This is a genomic window from Pseudomonas asturiensis, assembly GCF_900143095.1.
GTDB lineage: Bacteria > Pseudomonadota > Gammaproteobacteria > Pseudomonadales > Pseudomonadaceae > Aquipseudomonas > Aquipseudomonas asturiensis.
Window position 1 is genome coordinate 1 of record NZ_FRDA01000008.1, and the last position, 14959, is coordinate 14959.

Consider the following 14959-nt stretch of genomic DNA (forward strand, 5'->3'; position numbering starts at 1 on the left):
CGGCAATGACCTGGGCCTTGAAGGTTTTGGAATAGGAACGGCGTTCTTGTGGCATGGGCGTCCGCTTAAAAAGGCTAAAAATGGTGTCCACTTAAGTTTAGGTGGACACCATCGCCTCAAGCGACGGTGTCAGGAAGGTGTATTGGCCGGACGGTTACATTTAGCTGAACCGAATATCCAGTGATCGCAGATAGGTCTGTAGCCCTGCATCCTGAATCGGGATCAGAAATGCTTCGCGATCCGACTCGTTGAAGTGGGCATGCCAATAGCCAGGTGGTGTGACGAACGCCAGCCCTGGTGTCCAATCTACGCGTTCTGGATTGCGAATCTGGCCATTTTCTTCCAGCTCAGTACCGACAAGCGAATAGCACCCGGCTGGGCAGTCAATGATAAAGTCCAGGGCGATGGATTGGTGCCGGTGGGGTTTTTGGATCGAGCCGGCTGGAAGGATGCCATACATCGCCCACAGTACATGGGTCACTGTCCGTGTCTGAGGGAAGTGACTGTTACCCAGCAGAATGCTGATACGGCTGCGATCCTGCGCACGTGGATCATCAGCGGCTTCACGAAGCTTTGCCGATGCGACATCCGCTGGGTACAGAGTCGGGGTAAAGCGGTCTTCGCTTCTGCTCACGCCTAAGTAGCGAAGAAGAGGCTCATCATGGACCCAGTAGAATCGTGCGTCCGCCGACGCCTTAAGGAGTGTGCTGTTCATCCCTGGCAGGGCGATAAAACAACCTTTCGTCCATTCAAACGCCTCTTCACCATATGCAAGGCTGCCGCTACCCTCGATGACATACAGAACCTGTGAGGTCGCGTTCGGCGCCAATGTGACGCCGTCGCCGGCGTTCAGTCGAATAAAACTAGCGCAAAGACCTGGGCCGGTTGCTGGGCCTTCACACCCTAGTTTTTCGCTCAAATCGAGAGCAACTGTTCGAGATGGGCCCGAATCATAGAGCGAAGCAGGGAAACTCTGGTAAGGGATGCGGGTGATCAAGTTTGCGCTGATCGGATTTGCCGCTTTGCTGTATTCGAAGTATTCGGCGTCGATCTCGTGTGGAGATACTTCCAGGTTTGAATACGGTTGAATTGCACTGTTCATAATGAACTCTCGTTTTGGGGGTCTCATCATCAGCACGCTGCGGGAGCCAGCACGCCACGGTGGACTCAATATACGAGTCTGGTACGGCGCCATGAAGAACCGCACGAGCACATCACTTGTGTGTAAAAGGGTGTTGATTCCCTCCCGATCCTGGCTTTGAAAGATTGGGGTAAGCGCATTGCGGCTTCGCCGCATCTAACATGGCAATGACCCGGGCTAACGCCGTTTCGGCGCCGACGCGCATGTCCATCGGTTCGGTGGGGAGCCAGATCGCATCGATTCGAATCACCGCAACAGGTCTCGTAGAAAGGAGGCACAGGCGAGTGCATATCTACCGTCCCGTCGAGGACTGCGAACACGTCCTCACCCTCGCTGACATGCCACTTATAGGGCTGGTCGGTCCAGCACTCACGCTTGCAGTGTGCCATTACCCTTTCATGCAAACGGCAGTGGTACACGGAATCATCCGCAATTAGCGCTTTAAAAAATTTATTCAATTAAGTATTTTGCAAGAGCACCGGGGCGGCAAGCGCTCCTCTTTTTACTCGTGACAAGGATCTCCTGTGAGCGGACTGCGTGAACGTCAGAAGGCCGAACGCCGGCAAGCCATCAGCAAGGCCGCGATCGAGCTGTTTGAGCGCCAGGGTTTCCAGAACACCACCATCGAACAGATCGCCAGCCAGGCCGGGGTGTCGCCGCCGACGGTGTTCAAGTACTTCGGCAACAAGCAGGAAATCATCCTGGAAATCCTGCACGGTGCCGATCAACGTGCAATCACAGACACACGCAGCCTGATCCACGAAATAGACGACCCGGTCGAAGCGCTTTGCCACCTGGAACGGTTGCTCACGGGGTATGCACTGGAAGTCATGCACCCCAGCCTCTGGCGTGAACTGCTGCCGCTGATCCTGTTCGGCGGCAGCAACGAACTGCCCGAGGGCTATCGGGCCATGAACGATGCGCTCAGGGCCGAAATCAGCGAGTTGCTGCGGGAATTGCAACGGGCCGGCAAACTGCGTCCACAACTCGACGTGGAATTGGCCGCGTTCCTGTTGAACGACTACTCGCACCTGCAACTTTTCCGGCTGGTGAACCAGGAACCCCCGGATATCAACGCACACTCTACCCAGGTCAGGCGTATCACCGAGCTGCTGTTCTACGGTATGCAGGCCTGAAGTGTCCTGGGTCGAGCCTCAGTCAAAGCGATAGCAACGAATCACCACCTGGTCGGCGCTCGGGTAATGCACCAGGCCGATAAAACTTGAACGGCTGAGCCAGTCCAGCCGCCCCTTGGGCACCTGGAACACCGGCGTGCACGTGCAGCGGTACTCCGCCTCAGGAATCGGCCATTGACCGTCGCGCTCCAGCTGTCGCCCGTACTCAGTCATGGTCAAAACTCCGCGGTTACGGATGTTGATCACCTCACCTTCGTCGGTCCTCAAGCTATAGCGGGCATCCAGTTGACCGACGCCATCCGGGCGCAAAACAAAGCAATCATCCCCGCCCGCCAGGACCTGGCCGCTGATACCAGCCCCCTCGAAATCCCCGCCCACAATCGGGTAGTTACAACGCAAACCGTCAACGCTGGCGCCCAACATCACTCCCGGCCCTATCACGACGCGAAGGGTCAGCACCCGCTGCAAGTTGGGGATAATGTCCATCAGTTCAGTCATGGCAAGCTCCAGGCCCGGCGCGCACGCACCGGGCCATACTGATCAACGGTTACTCTTGATGGCGGTCCAGGTGCGGGTACGAATGCGCTCCGCGGCGGCCGGGATCGGCTCCAGGGCGAACAGGGTCTTGCGCGCTTCCTCTGGCACATACATGTTGGGGTTGTTGCGGATGCTCGCGTCCACCAGCGCGGTGGCGTCCTTGTTCGGGTTGGGATAGCCGATTTTGTTGCTGATGCGCGCAATCACCTCAGGGCGCAGGATGTAATTGATGAACGCATGGGCCTCCGCAAGATCGGGTGCATTGGCCGGGATCGCCATTACGTCAGACCACATCGGCGCGCCTTCCTTGGGCAGCGCCATCTCGACCTTGACGCCCTTGCCAGCAGCATCCGCCAATCGCTTGGCCAGTGCCACACCACCGGACCAGCCCACGCCCACGCAGATGTCTCCGTTGGCCAGGTCCATGCCGTAGCGCGACGAGTTGAAGTAAGTGATGTGAGGGCGAATCTTCATCATCACGGCCTGAGCTTGCGCATACTCCTCGCGCTTCTGGCTATTGGGGTCGAGCCCCTTGTAGTGCAGGGCAATGGGCAGGATCTCGCTGCCGGCGTCAATAAAACCCACCCCGCAACTGGCTAGCCTGGCGAGGTTTTCTTCGTTGAAGATGATCTCCCAGCTGTTCATCTGCACGTCGGGGCCTAGCACCTGGCGAACCTTGTCGACGTTGTAGCCAATAAGCGTGGTGCCCCACAGGTAAGGCACGGCGAAGCGGTTACCGGTGTCACCCACGGCTTCCAGGGATTGCATGAATTGCGGGTCCAGGTGCTGCCAGTTCGGCAACTGCTTGCGGTCCAGCGGCTGCACGGCACCGGCCGTGATCAAACGCCCCAGGCTGGCGGAGCCGGGGAACACCACGTCATACCCGGAGTTGCCCGTCAGCAACTTGGACTCCATGGTTTCGGGACTGTCGAACACATCATAAATCGGGCGAATGCCGGTTTCTTCCTGGAAACTCTTGAGCACCTCGGGTGGCAGGTATTCGATCCAGTTGTAAATTCGTACGGTTCGTTCTTCAGCCAGGCAAAAACCACTGATGAACAAAGAGGCAAACGTACCTAGCAAGGTATTACGCAAAAATCTGTTCATGATCAAAACACTCCAACGCGGCCGCGATGGCTCGCAGCACTTAATAGCGGTAGGTGAAATACAGTTCCAGTGCACTGAACATCTGGTCATCGCCGAACACCTGTTTGGCGGCGGCCAGTGGTTTTACCCAGTTGTAGGACAGCGACGTATAGAACGATGGCGTGGGTGTCCAGTCGAGGAAAACCACGCTTTCGTCAGCAAAGCGCCGGTCGCTGACGGGGGTGCCCAGATAGTTCTTCTCATCCAGCCAGAACTGGTAGTGAATCGCGCCGAGGGTCAGGGTTTCGTTGAGATGGGTCTTGAGGGAGAACTGCTGGACGTTTTCGTTACTGTTGAACAGCAGGTAGTTGCCGACCACATCCCCGACCAGCCACGTGCTCCAGTCGACGAAGCCTTTGCTCAGTGGGTCCCAGGCTTTTTGTCGGGTGTCGGAGAGGTTGTCGTCGCCGGAAAAACTGGCGTAGCGGTAGCCAAGGACCGGCGTCAGCGGCAAGGTACTGAAGGCATAGTCGGCCTGGGCATACCAAGCGTTGGCATCGTAGTCGCCCCCCTCGCCGCTGCCGCGCTCCAGCGCGTACTCGGCATTCAGGGTCAGCGCCTCTACGCCGGGCACCTTGGCGTTGAGCGCCCGCACGTTGTACACCTGCATCCCGTCGCGACGACGCGGGAGCGTGCTGCCTCTGGGGCCAAGGGCATTGACCTTCATGGCCATCGCCCCCAGCGTCACCCGGTCATCGACGTTGTAATCGAGGTTGACACCGGTCATGCGAAAATCGCCCAGGTCATCATCGGTACGCAACGTGAAAGCCTGAGACTTCAGCGGGCCATGATCCCAGGCCAGGATCGCCGAATCCTTGAAGGCGGTTCGCGGGCCGAGCCAGTAGGCGGCATCCTTGTACTGGTCGAGGTTACCGTCCATGACGATGAACCCCGTACCGATCATGTAGTTCTGGCGGCCGGCTGTGAACTTCCACTCGCCGACGCGAAAACCGCCATAGAGCTCTTCGGCTGCGACCTTGCCATCGGAGCTGCGGCTGAAACCACCCGCATCGCCATCGCCAAACGTGCTCGCCCCCACCAGTGAACCGCCCGCCAGCAGGCTGAAATCCGGTTGCAACGCATACTCGAGTTTGACCCCAGGTTTTACGTAGACCTCTTGCCAGTTGATACTGGAACCGCCGTTTTTACCGTTGCGCGCATTGACCTGGCCGCTGCCAAAGTTGACGCCACGGGTAAACAGCGTCGCCCCTCCTGCCGTGAGATTGACTTCACCCTTGAGGTTGCCGTCCTCAAAGGTATAACCCGCCAGCGCGACGTGGGTGGTCAAGGGTAAGCCGAGCGCTAACAGCACTCGGGGAAAACGCCTGATAAAAACCATAAGAAGCTCCTGTGGAATTATTGTTGTTACAGGGCAGTCAATGGCGACGCAGAGCGCCGCCAACACCTGGGCAAGCCAGGTGAATAGAACGCAAGACTCTTATTTTTGGGCGTGGATCAGTGACTCAGGTGGGCGGCGATCGCGCGCAGCATGCGCACGCTGTCGGTATCGAACGGGCTGACCGCATCGGTGAGCGACGATTGCTTGACGATCACCACGCCGGACGGCTTGTCGATAAAAAGGTATTGACCATGGATCCCCCCGGCCATCAGGGCTTGGCTGTGGTCGTTGAACACGTACCACTGGCTGCGATAGGACGCACCCGGCGTCCAGCTAGAGAACTCGGCATTTTGCGCGTAGATCGCCGGATCAGAACCGGCGGCGATACGGGCCACCGTCTCGGGTGACAGCAGCTCAACTCCGTCTTGGCGACCGTCATTGGCCAGCAGCCGGCCGAAGCGTGCCATGTCTCTCAAGGTGGCACTGAAACCCGCCCCGGCAACGTTGCGGCCCCAGGGATCGGCCATGAAATAACCGTCGCGGTCGCACCCCAGACGTCCCCAGATCTCTTCCAGCATCTGACTGCACGCCTTGCCCGAGACTCGCTCCATGACCCATGCCAGGACTTCGGTAGTTGCGGTCACGTAATGGAAAAAACCACCGTGGCTGCCGCGCTTCTTGAGAGACGGCAAGTACTGGTATAACGAGTCGAACTGGGCGTACTGCGCAGGGGCCGGTTGAAAGCCGCAGGCATAACCGTACTGCGAGCTCTCAGAGCCAGGGTCGTCATACACCTCGCTGTAGTCGATGCCCACCGCCATATCAAACAACTGACGCACCGTGGCATCACCAAACGCACTGCCTACCAGCTCTGGCACGTAGTACGCGACGGACAGCTCGGGTTTGAGCAGGCCGCTGGAAACCAGTTGTTCGCCAAGAGTACCGACCAGCGACTTGGTCACCGAGAACATGATGTGCCGGTCATCCGCGCGCTGGCCGTTGAAGTAGCGCTCGAACAACACCGTGTCACCCTGCATCACCAAAAAGGCATCGGTCTGGCTGGCGACGAGGTGCTCGATAACACTGATGCTCAGCCCGCACTCGCTGTCGAAACACAGGCGGTCCAGCGCTTTAGGCGCGTCCTTGAGCGGACCGGCAGGCCTTGAACCCGCCGCCACATCAATCGTGGGACGCAGCCGCGCCAGATGACGGAACCCCCACTGACTGAAGGGCGCGCGCATCCAGTTGTGCCACGTTACCCGGTGTTCCGGCTCGGCCGGGAAGCCCTGCATCAGGACAGGTGACACGCGGGTTGCAACGGACGACTCATTGGCCTCGACGTAAAGAGTCGCCAGTACAGACGGTTTTTTAAGACTCATCGGGATAACCCTGAAGATGACTCTGCATAAGAGCAGATGCACAGGAATAATTATCCGATATTTTATTTTAGTCAATAAAACTTTTTATCAGGAAAATTTAAGATCAGCCATACGACAACAACCCAGTGCCAAGGAGCTATCCTCGATAAACGCCCACGCCGTGGCCTCGCCGCCGTTCCTGGACTCGATCCACTTCAATCCAGACAAGCTTTACCCGAGCGATGCTATTTCCAGGCACCCTGAATTCGACGGGGATCGCACTCTGAATAGACGATGATGAACCGTGTACCTCGGTGTCAGGAGCACAGCGTTTGCATAGAGCAACATGAGCCAGGGGATGACTTCTGGATGTATGTCACGTGTGGGATTTCAGCAGCTCGAACCTAACGATTAGCCGGGCAATCAAGTATTTCCCCCCGCCACTCAGTCAGGCCAGCTCTACCAGACACATTGATGACTGCGTCTGCCGACCGTTCACGTCCTGTCATCTAGGCTGATGAGCGCTGGAAAAACCGCGCTGTTCGTTGCTCGGGCGTTAACACGAGACAGACGCAGCCTTATCGATTCGCTGTCGGGCCAAGCCACTGATCAAGGCTGCAAACCCACAGTTGCTCAACGAGTGGACAAGAACCTGTGCGGGGTGGTCTGGCACCTCACTCTCCCACCCGCGCAACATCCGGAGTCGGATAGATAACTTCATGCGTATCCAGATTGCGAATCTCGGATTTGATGTGGATGGTCGAGATCTCGCGGCCCGGAGGGCCTTTGGTCTCGTCACGGGTGGAAAAATCCACGACGTAACGCTGGCCCGTGCGGAACTCGACATCTCGGGCACCAAAGCCACATTTCCCGCCGCCTGTACCCAGCGCGCTCATTGACACCCAGCACCAGCCCAACGAGTGTTTGCCTGGCGTCAAACGCAGTGCCTGCATACCGGAGATGTCGAGAATTGAGCGTCGGCCAGCGCCTGGCAGCAGTTGGTCATCCACGTGCGTGGCCAGTAAAAACCGGTGGAACGGCACACCTAACCCGCGAAACTGGGTCGTTGCGAAGTACACGACCGGGGCGTCAGCGGCGTTATCGGACAGGTCATAGGGCGTCATCGTCTCCGGCACCCACTCGCCCTGATAATCCTTGTAGTGGTAGTTGGAGCACGCGGTGCTCAGAGCAGCGGCCAGCAGGACAGCGGGTAGCATGAAATACGATGTATGCATTGTTCTTCCTTGAGTACAGGTCCTACAGAAAACTGCGACGATGCAGTCAATCCACAGGCTCAACCAGAGTGCGCGCATGCTAACACCCTCGTTCCGACGAAGACATTTCAGCCGGCTCACTGCCCGTCACTACCCGAATCAAGTCTCTGCCGGCAGTCGATTTTAGCCGCCTATCCCCTCCAGTAGCAGGATGCCTCTCTATCCGTTGAGTGAAATTTCCGAGAGAATCCCAACCCCTTGCGCCTGCCTACTCCGGTCTCTAGGCTGCCCCGGTCGCTGCAAAATCAGCGATCAGGTTTGGTAGACCTGAGCTAGCCCGGCGCAATGCGCCACCTCTGTGGGGCGCTTTTTTACGGCCTGCTTTTATGGTGGCCGTGCGCTCGGCGTCTTCGGACGCACCGGTTCGCCTGGCTGCCGGTCTACCAACTTGCGTACGGCCACCACCCTAATCGTTTGGTAGCGACGGGTGACGGCTCCTTAAATAAGCGAGGATAAAAACAAATGCGCGAAAAACTCATCCCCGACCCACCGAACGCCCTGTACACCATCAACCCGTCCGTCACGCAGGAACAGGCGCTCAACTACGCGTCAGACCTGTTGCGCTGCATCATTACCACGGCTTACGAGTCGGGGGATAACGCCGAAGGCACCAGTCGGGATCTGGTGTTTGCGGTGTTGCACATGGCGGAGTTGGCAAAGGCCATGGTGGATCGCTCGCTCGACAGTATCGTCTAGCGAGCTGAGCTGCGGGGGCCGTTGCCGGCCCCTTCCCTGTTCAGTTGCGCTGGTCCAGCAGGTTGACCACCAATCGGTCGATCCAGCCCCAGAGGCGCTGCTTGACGCGTCGCCACAACGGCCGGGCTTTCCAGTCGGCCAGCGTGGTTTCGACGCTGAGGGCGAAGTCTTTTTCGAAGCTTGCAACCACGTCGCGGGTCAAACCGGGATCGAGGGCTTCGACGTTGGCTTCCAGATTGAAGCGCAGGTTCCAGTGGTCGAAGTTGCATGAACCGATGCTCACCCAGTCATCGATCAGCACCATTTTCAGGTGCAGGAAACACGGTTGGTACTCGAATATCTTCACGCCTGCGCGCAACAAGCGCGGGTAATAGCGATGGCCTGCGTATCGGACCGATGGGTGATCCGTGCGCGGGCCGGTCAGCAACAAGCGCACATCGACACCCCGCGCCGCGGCCCTGCGCAGGGCGCGGCGTACTTTCCAGGTGGGCAGGAAGTACGGCGTTGCCAGCCAGATGCGTGTCTGGCCGCTGTTCAAGGCGCGCACCAGAGATTGCAGAATGTCGCGGTGCTGGCGTGAATCGGCGTAAGCCACGCGGCCCAGCCCTTCTCCAGAGGTTGGCACACTGGGCAGGTGCGTCAGGCCAAAGTGCTCTTTCGGGCGCCAGGCGGTGCGGTGCGGGTTGACGTGAAACTGTCGGTCGAACAGCGCCTGCCAGTCGATCACCAGCGGCCCGGTGATTTCCACCATGACTTCGTGCCACTGGCTGACGTCCTTGTCCGGCTCCCAGAATTCATCGGTCACACCGGTGCCGCCGATCACGGCCAATGCCTTGTCCACGACCAGTATCTTGCGATGGTCGCGGTAGAGATTGCGCAAGCCGCGCCGCCAATGGATCGGGTTGTATAGGCGCAGGATCACGCCGGCATCGGCGAGCTGTTTGCGCAAGCCTGCGTCGAAGGCTTGCGAACCAAAATCATCGAACAGACAACGCACGATCACGCCGCGTCGGGCGGCGTCCACCAGCGCACGAACCACGGCCTCGGCACAGGCGCCGGCTTCCACCAGGTACAGTTCCAGATCGACCTGCCGTTCGGCACGGTCGATGGCCGCGATCATGCGCGGGAAGAAGGCAGGGCCGTCGATGAGCAAGCGAAACTGATTGTTCTCACGCCACGGAAAAATCGCACCGTTCATGTCAGCGCGCCGTGAAGATCAGGACAGCCCCGACAGGGACCGACAGGCTGATCGCCGAAAGACCTGCGTTACCGCGTAATGCGTTGAAGTCTGGCACCAGATCGAAGTCCTGAGCGTGCACCACCAGAGGTTCGAGCGTGACCACCTGAAAGCGTCGGTCATCCAGACGCGTTGCCAGCAGTTCGGCGTTATAAGTGTGAGTCTTGCCGCGCAGGCTCACCGTCAGCGGCAGGCGCAGTTCCAGCTGTGCGCCGGGGGCCAGCGCATTGATGGGGCGCATGTCGAGCTGGGCGTTGATCCGGGCAGCGGGAAAGCTGCGAATCTGAAACACCTGATCACGCAGACGCTCGTCGCGCTGGGCAATGCCGGTACTGACCGACTCCAGTTCGACTTCCACTTCGGCCAACCCTTTACCGTCGACCTTGCCGTGCAGCACCAGAAAGCGATGCACTTCAGCGACATCGGCGTTTTTGGTGGAGGTGAACGACAGGCGTGATGACTCGTTATCCAGATACCAGCTTGCGTGGGCAGGAAGCGCCGCAGCGGCCAAAATGGCCAGCAGCCAGCGAATAGTGTTGAGCATGCAGACTCCGGGCGGGCAATTGAGGAGCACCTTATCCGCCTGTCAGACCGCTGGCAAACCGCTACGTTCGTCTATCGGTTGTCATGGTGTTTCGGGCAGCAGGCGACACCCCTCGCGCGGGCCTTGCCACACGGCGCTGCTGGTGCGTCCAAGACCGCTGGCCGTCACCCTTTTCAATTCAGGCTGGTCGATCAATGTGCTGGGCACGTACTGTTTGACGTAGGCCCGGCAGTAGTCCTCGGGGTTGTTCACCACATAACGGCATGAGCAGTATTCCTTGGCGGTGTAGGCACTGATGATGGTGGGAAACGCCTGCAGGGCAACACGGTACTGGAAAATAAGTACGACGAAGGCCGCAAGCATCAGCAACAGCAGACTGATGAAGGGACGACGCAGAATGAACGCTCGACGCCTGCTCATTGCCCGTTCTCCTTGCCAAACGCTGCCTGGATACGTTTGAGCATCTGGTCGTGGTCATAACGACCGTCGCGATCATCGGCGTAGCGCACGATGACCAGTTTCTGGCTGGGGATCACGTACAGCGCCTGCCCCCAATGACCCAACGCCGCAAAGGTGTCAGGCGGCGCATCCGGCCAGGGCCCGACATGACCGTCAGCCGTGCGGTTGAGCCACCATTGACCGCCGGGCACTTCGACGTTGGCCTGCACGTGCTCACCCTTGAAGGGCGTGAGTACGAAGTCCATCCATGCCTTGTTGAGGAGCGGTTTGTCCTGCCACTGCCCGCCCCGCTGCATGAGCAGGCCGACACGTGCCAGATCCCGGGCGGTCATGTAGGCGTAGGAGGATCCCACGAACGTGCCGCTGGCATCTTTTTCCCAGATGGCGCTGCGAATGCCGAGCGGATCGAACAGCGCAGTCCAGGGATAACCTGGATAAGCCTGAACCCCGACCATGCTTTTCAAGGCGGCGGCCAGCACATTGCTGTCGCCGCTGGAATACAGGTAGCGCGTGCCAGGAAGAGCGGCCGCCTTGTGGCTGGCAGTGAAGCGCGCCATGTCGTTACGGCCTCGGGTGTAAAGCATCGCGACCACCGATGAGTTGAGGGGCGCGTATTCGTAATCTTCCTGCCAGTCCAGACCGGACGCCCAGTGCATCAGGTCTTGAACGGTGATCTCTGGATGGTTCTTGAACGGCGGGTAGAACATTGCCACCGGATCGTTCAGTTGAAAGCGCCCTTCACCGAACGCCACGCCCAGCACCGTCGCCATGATGCTTTTGCTGATCGACCACGTCAGGTGAGGCGTCTGCGCATTGGTCACGCCGGTGTAGCGTTCATAGACGATCTCGCCGTCATGAATCACCAGCAGCGCATCGGTGCGGATGCCTTCACGCGTGGCCTCGTCGCGGGGCGGGAAGGCGTAGGTTTCCAGCGCATCGAGCGCGGCGGTGCGGGGGGATGGACGTGAAGACCATTGCTCGCCGGGCCAGATTTCGGCCTGTGCATTCAAAGTGTTCGCAGCCAGAACAACCCACAGACACAGGCGAGCCAACCGAGACAGCATGACGAGTCCTCGCAAAATTATCCGGCCACAGTAGCAGCCGATTGTGACAGTGGTCCGCACAATCGTGATCGGGGAACTGTGGAAGGGCAACCGGTCTGGGCGGCACTCCGACGATGAACGATGACACGGATCTCCTGATACACCGCGTCGACTTCATCGCCGGCAAGCCGCCTCCCACAATCCCGTGCTGGCTGCGAGACAGCACAGCCCCAAAGAAGCAGCGAAGCGAAATCTCCCACACTGATCACGTTGCTTCAGTGGGCTCTGTGGTACGCGGAATGTGTATTCCATCGACACGTCTGTGGCCGTCACACAACCATCACCAAAGCTTCATGGGCATGACACGCCATCTCCCTAGCCTGCAACTACAGCAAAGCGCTTGGACTAATCAGTCGACCGGCCATTTATGCAAGGCTGGCTCATGGAGATTCGTATGACCCAGATCGCACGCATTCGTGAAAACACATCTGAACGCCGTCTTCAGGCCGAGCGCCTGATAGGAACACGGGCTCTGCAGGAAGCACAGGCCTTGCGTTTCAGTGTGTTCAGCGAGGAGTTCAACGCCCGTCTCAACGGGGCAGAACAAGGTCTGGATATTGACGACTACGACGTGCATTGCTCGCACATCGGCGTGCGTGACCTGAACACCGGGCGACTGGTCGCCACCATCCGGTTGCTGGATCACAAGGCCGCCAGCACGCTGGGGCGTTTCTACAGCGAAGAAGAATTCAGCCTGCACGGCCTGGTGCATTTGCAGGGTCCGATTCTGGAACTGGGCCGTACCTGCGTCGATCCGGCCTACCGCAACGGCGGCACCATCGCGGTGTTGTGGAGCGAACTGGCTGAAGTCCTGAACGAAGGCGGTTACAGCTACCTGATGGGGTGCGCGAGTATCCCGATGCAGGATGGCGGCATTCAGGCCCACGCGATCATGCAGCGTCTGCGCGAACGCTACCTGTGCAACGAGCACCTGCGCGCAGAACCGAAAAACCCGCTGCCTGCCCTCGACATTCCAGGCAACGTCATCTGCGAAATGCCGCCGCTGCTCAAGGCTTACATGCGTCTGGGCGCGAAGATCTGCGGCGAGCCGTGCTGGGATGAGGATTTCCAGGTGGCCGATGTGTTTATCCTGCTCAAGCGCGACGATCTGTGCCCGCGCTATGCACGCCACTTCAAGGCGGCGGTGTGATGAGCCGGGTCCGCGGCTATGCCCGGGTGGTCAGGGTGCTGCTGGTAGTGGCGCTCGGGCTGACGATTGCGGGTGCCTTTGCGGTGCTTGAACGCCTTAAAGTCGGCGGTTCGGAGCGCCGTCAGCGCTGGAGTCGCTGGTTCATGGCGCGCCTGAGCAGCGCGCTGCCGTTTCGCGTGACCATCACCGGCGAGCTGCCGCGCCAGCCGATGCTATGGGTCAGCAATCACGTGTCCTGGACTGACATCGCACTGCTGGGCATGCTTGCGCCGCTGTCGTTTCTGTCCAAGGCCGAAGTACGCACCTGGCCGGTCGCAGGCTGGCTGGCCCTGAAAGCCGGCACCCTGTTCATCCGTCGTGGTTCGGGCGATAGCCGTTTGATCCAGAAACAGATGAGCAACCATCTGCAACAGGGCAACGCTCTGCTGATCTTTCCGGAAGGCACCACCACCGACGGCAAGAGCCTGCGCACGTTCCATGGTCGCCTGCTGTCCAGCGCCATCGAAGCAGGCGTAGCGATTCAGCCGGTCGCGATTGCCTACACCCGCGACGGCAAGCCTGATCCGATTGCGCCGTTCATTGGTGACGATGACCTGCTGTCACACTTGCGTCGTCTGTTCGCCAATGAACAGAGCGATGTGCATATCCACTTGCTCACCCCTATCCAGACCGCCAATCAGGAGCGCGCCGCGCTGGCGTTCAAGGCGCAGCAGGCCGTTCAGGTCGCTTTGTTCGGCGAAAGCGCGCAGCCCGGCGAAGTGGTCTCGCGCCCTGCCAGGGCAGCCTGAGCGAAGTCCTGCAACTGCGGATAGAACTCAGCGAAGTCTGCACTGAGGGGTTGGTACAGCGTCTGCAATTCCTGCATGCCGCCTGCCAGCCCTTCGGGTCTTGAAAGGCGCCGGGCTATCCCGCCCAGCACCTGCTCCAGCACCTCGAACTCTCGATACGAACCCAGCCAGTCCTGCGCTGCCATACGTGGGGCAATCAGCGCCAGGCGTTCCGGCAGCTGCGGTTCGGCGGCCAATACGCCGTAGACCTTCCCGGTGAAGACCTCCAGCGGCAGATCGGCGTAGCGATGCCAGTCACGCGCCAGGCAGTGATCGAAAAACACGTCGAGCATGATGCCGGCGTAGCGCCTGCGTTGCGCCGGAAACCGGGCGATGGACGCCTTGATCAGCGGGTGGTTGTCAGTGAACGCGTCGATGCTGCGATGCAAACGGATGGCCGCCTCCAGCTCCGCAGGAAAACGCCCCGGCAGCGGGCCTTTGACGAAGTCGCCGTAGAGGCTGCCGAGCAATTGAGCGGGCCGATGGCCGCCTAGATGAAGATGTGCCAGATAGTTCATGAGCCCAAGCGTACGCCGCTTTCCGGGGTCAGGTCCATATATCGATATAACCCGATATCCCGATTCAGGCTGAGCTCAGTCCAAAATCATATTTGTATATCGCGAAATACAGATATAAGGTTCGCCCTATCGCGATATATCGCTACACCGCCTGTGAGAACGACATGCCTATCGACCTCGACGACATCATAAAAGCACTGGCCCACCCGGTCCGCCGAGACATTCTGACCTGGCTCAAGGACCCGCGCGCCTCGTTTCCCGCCCAGGAACACTCGATCGAGCACGGCGTCTGCGCCGGGCAGATCGACCAGCGCGCCGGGCTCTCTCAGTCCACGGTTTCTGCGCATCTGGCCACCTTGCAACGCGCAGGCCTGATCAGCAGCAAGAAGGTCGGCCAGTGGCATTTCTTCAGGCGCAATGAAGAGACCATTCAGGCGTTTGTGCAGGCGTTGGTGCAAGAGCTGAACAACCCAGCCTGATCTTTCCACTTTTCC

General features: G+C 59.3%; 17 protein-coding genes and 2 pseudogenes. 6 read left to right on the plus strand and 13 right to left on the minus strand.

All coding sequences use genetic code 11. From position 1 onward, the window contains the following. On the plus strand, window positions 1-184 hold a 184-nt coding region (locus BUB69_RS29010; protein WP_217654465.1), incomplete at its 5' end, for a hypothetical protein. On the opposite strand, the gene BUB69_RS15225 is transcribed toward BUB69_RS29010, so the two are convergent. Further along, complete coding sequence (locus tag BUB69_RS15225; protein WP_073168568.1) at window positions 161-1102, minus strand: cupin domain-containing protein; 942 nt, start codon at window positions 1100-1102, stop codon at window positions 161-163. The two genes, BUB69_RS29010 and BUB69_RS15225, sit on opposite strands and share 24 nt — an antisense overlap. Before the next feature lie 323 nt (window positions 1103-1425). Beyond that, window positions 1426-1506 (minus strand): annotated as a pseudogene (locus BUB69_RS29015) (cupin); the annotation flags it as partial. Window positions 1507-1665: 159 nt separating this feature from the next. Between BUB69_RS29015 and BUB69_RS15230 the strand changes: the two are divergent. Continuing rightward, window positions 1666-2277, plus strand: a complete 612-nt coding sequence (locus tag BUB69_RS15230) for a TetR/AcrR family transcriptional regulator (RefSeq protein ID WP_024684896.1) — start codon at window positions 1666-1668, stop codon at window positions 2275-2277. An 18-nt stretch (window positions 2278-2295) separates the two neighbouring features. Here BUB69_RS15230 and BUB69_RS15235 read toward each other — a convergent pair whose 3' ends face one another. From BUB69_RS15235 to BUB69_RS15255, 6 genes and pseudogenes are all read right to left on the minus strand, one after another. Continuing rightward, complete coding sequence (locus BUB69_RS15235; protein WP_073168168.1) at window positions 2296-2775, minus strand: DUF3237 domain-containing protein; 480 nt, start codon at window positions 2773-2775, stop codon at window positions 2296-2298. 42 nt (window positions 2776-2817) lie between these two features. Next, window positions 2818-3921 carry a polyamine ABC transporter substrate-binding protein gene (locus tag BUB69_RS15240; protein WP_073168170.1) on the minus strand — a complete coding sequence of 368 codons (1104 nt, stop codon included), beginning with the start codon at window positions 3919-3921 and terminating at the stop codon, window positions 2818-2820. 40 nt (window positions 3922-3961) lie between these two features. Then, window positions 3962-5299, minus strand: coding sequence for an alginate export family protein (locus BUB69_RS15245; protein WP_073168172.1), 1338 nt, complete (start codon window positions 5297-5299; stop codon window positions 3962-3964). A gap of 99 nt (window positions 5300-5398) precedes the next feature. Next, a complete protein-coding gene (locus BUB69_RS29640; RefSeq protein WP_425439376.1) occupies window positions 5399-5545 on the minus strand; it encodes a DUF2845 domain-containing protein in 147 nt (48 codons plus the stop codon). Continuing rightward, window positions 5494-6678: pseudogene (locus tag BUB69_RS15250) on the minus strand (serine hydrolase domain-containing protein); the annotation flags it as partial. The gene BUB69_RS29640 and the pseudogene BUB69_RS15250, both read right to left, overlap by 52 nt. A 653-nt stretch (window positions 6679-7331) precedes the next feature. Then, a complete protein-coding gene (locus BUB69_RS15255; protein WP_073168176.1) occupies window positions 7332-7892 on the minus strand; it encodes a hypothetical protein in 561 nt (186 codons plus the stop codon). 501 nt (window positions 7893-8393) lie between these two features. Here BUB69_RS15255 and BUB69_RS15260 point away from each other — a divergent pair. Then, complete coding sequence (locus tag BUB69_RS15260) at window positions 8394-8627, plus strand: DUF6124 family protein (protein ID WP_073168178.1); 234 nt, start codon at window positions 8394-8396, stop codon at window positions 8625-8627. A gap of 40 nt (window positions 8628-8667) precedes the next feature. Here the strand turns inward: BUB69_RS15260 and BUB69_RS15265 are convergent, their stop codons facing one another. The 4 genes from BUB69_RS15265 to BUB69_RS15280 form a co-directional block, all read right to left on the minus strand. Next, entirely contained in the window at window positions 8668-9825 is a 1158-nt protein-coding gene (locus BUB69_RS15265) for a phospholipase D-like domain-containing protein (RefSeq protein WP_073168181.1), read from the minus strand. Between the two features lies 1 nt (window position 9826). Then, window positions 9827-10408 (minus strand): YceI family protein, encoded by a 582-nt coding sequence (locus BUB69_RS15270; RefSeq protein ID WP_024684903.1) that lies wholly within the window; start codon window positions 10406-10408, stop codon window positions 9827-9829. 81 nt (window positions 10409-10489) lie between these two features. Further along, window positions 10490-10828: an amidase gene (locus BUB69_RS15275; protein ID WP_073168182.1), complete on the minus strand. Its 339-nt coding sequence runs from the start codon at window positions 10826-10828 to the stop codon at window positions 10490-10492. Further along, window positions 10825-11931 carry a serine hydrolase domain-containing protein gene (locus tag BUB69_RS15280; protein ID WP_073168183.1) on the minus strand — a complete coding sequence of 369 codons (1107 nt, stop codon included), beginning with the start codon at window positions 11929-11931 and terminating at the stop codon, window positions 10825-10827. Before BUB69_RS15280 ends, BUB69_RS15275 begins: the two co-directional genes overlap by 4 nt. Window positions 11932-12364: 433 nt before the next feature. Here BUB69_RS15280 and olsB point away from each other — a divergent pair, with 433 nt between their 5' ends. Next, entirely contained in the window at window positions 12365-13120 is a 756-nt protein-coding gene (olsB, locus tag BUB69_RS15285; RefSeq protein ID WP_073168185.1) for an L-ornithine N(alpha)-acyltransferase, read from the plus strand. After that, complete coding sequence (locus BUB69_RS15290; RefSeq protein ID WP_073168187.1) at window positions 13120-13908, plus strand: lysophospholipid acyltransferase family protein; 789 nt, start codon at window positions 13120-13122, stop codon at window positions 13906-13908. Before olsB ends, BUB69_RS15290 begins: the two co-directional genes overlap by 1 nt. On the opposite strand, the gene BUB69_RS15295 is transcribed toward BUB69_RS15290, so the two are convergent. Next, a complete protein-coding gene (locus BUB69_RS15295) occupies window positions 13839-14465 on the minus strand; it encodes an acyl carrier protein phosphodiesterase (protein ID WP_073168189.1) in 627 nt (208 codons plus the stop codon). The two genes, BUB69_RS15290 and BUB69_RS15295, sit on opposite strands and share 70 nt — an antisense overlap. 164 nt (window positions 14466-14629) lie before the next feature. Here BUB69_RS15295 and BUB69_RS15300 point away from each other — a divergent pair, with 164 nt between their 5' ends. Then, the gene (locus tag BUB69_RS15300) at window positions 14630-14944 is read left to right on the plus strand and encodes an ArsR/SmtB family transcription factor (protein WP_073168191.1); all 315 of its coding nucleotides are present in this window, start codon (window positions 14630-14632) and stop codon (window positions 14942-14944) included. Window positions 14945-14959: the final 15 nt, after the last annotated feature.

Bases quoted from the DNA above. Each gene is read 5' to 3' on its own strand.
- BUB69_RS15265 (WP_073168181.1), bottom strand. From the start codon at position 9,825: ATGAACGGTGCGATTTTTCCGTGGCGTGAGAACAATCAGTTTCGCTTG.
- BUB69_RS15280 (WP_073168183.1), bottom strand. From the start codon at position 11,931: ATGCTGTCTCGGTTGGCTCGCCTGTGTCTGTGGGTTGTTCTGGCTGCG.
- BUB69_RS15260 (WP_073168178.1), top strand. From the start codon at position 8,394: ATGCGCGAAAAACTCATCCCCGACCCACCGAACGCCCTGTACACCATC.
- BUB69_RS15235 (WP_073168168.1), bottom strand. From the start codon at position 2,775: ATGACTGAACTGATGGACATTATCCCCAACTTGCAGCGGGTGCTGACC.
- BUB69_RS15275 (WP_073168182.1), bottom strand. From the start codon at position 10,828: ATGAGCAGGCGTCGAGCGTTCATTCTGCGTCGTCCCTTCATCAGTCTG.
- BUB69_RS15300 (WP_073168191.1), top strand. From the start codon at position 14,630: ATGCCTATCGACCTCGACGACATCATAAAAGCACTGGCCCACCCGGTC.
- BUB69_RS15270 (WP_024684903.1), bottom strand. From the start codon at position 10,408: ATGCTCAACACTATTCGCTGGCTGCTGGCCATTTTGGCCGCTGCGGCG.
- BUB69_RS15255 (WP_073168176.1), bottom strand. From the start codon at position 7,892: ATGCATACATCGTATTTCATGCTACCCGCTGTCCTGCTGGCCGCTGCT.
- BUB69_RS15225 (WP_073168568.1), bottom strand. From the start codon at position 1,102: ATGAACAGTGCAATTCAACCGTATTCAAACCTGGAAGTATCTCCACAC.
- BUB69_RS15290 (WP_073168187.1), top strand. From the start codon at position 13,120: ATGAGCCGGGTCCGCGGCTATGCCCGGGTGGTCAGGGTGCTGCTGGTA.
- olsB (WP_073168185.1), top strand. From the start codon at position 12,365: ATGACCCAGATCGCACGCATTCGTGAAAACACATCTGAACGCCGTCTT.
- BUB69_RS15245 (WP_073168172.1), bottom strand. From the start codon at position 5,299: ATGGTTTTTATCAGGCGTTTTCCCCGAGTGCTGTTAGCGCTCGGCTTA.
- BUB69_RS15240 (WP_073168170.1), bottom strand. From the start codon at position 3,921: ATGAACAGATTTTTGCGTAATACCTTGCTAGGTACGTTTGCCTCTTTG.
- BUB69_RS15295 (WP_073168189.1), bottom strand. From the start codon at position 14,465: ATGAACTATCTGGCACATCTTCATCTAGGCGGCCATCGGCCCGCTCAA.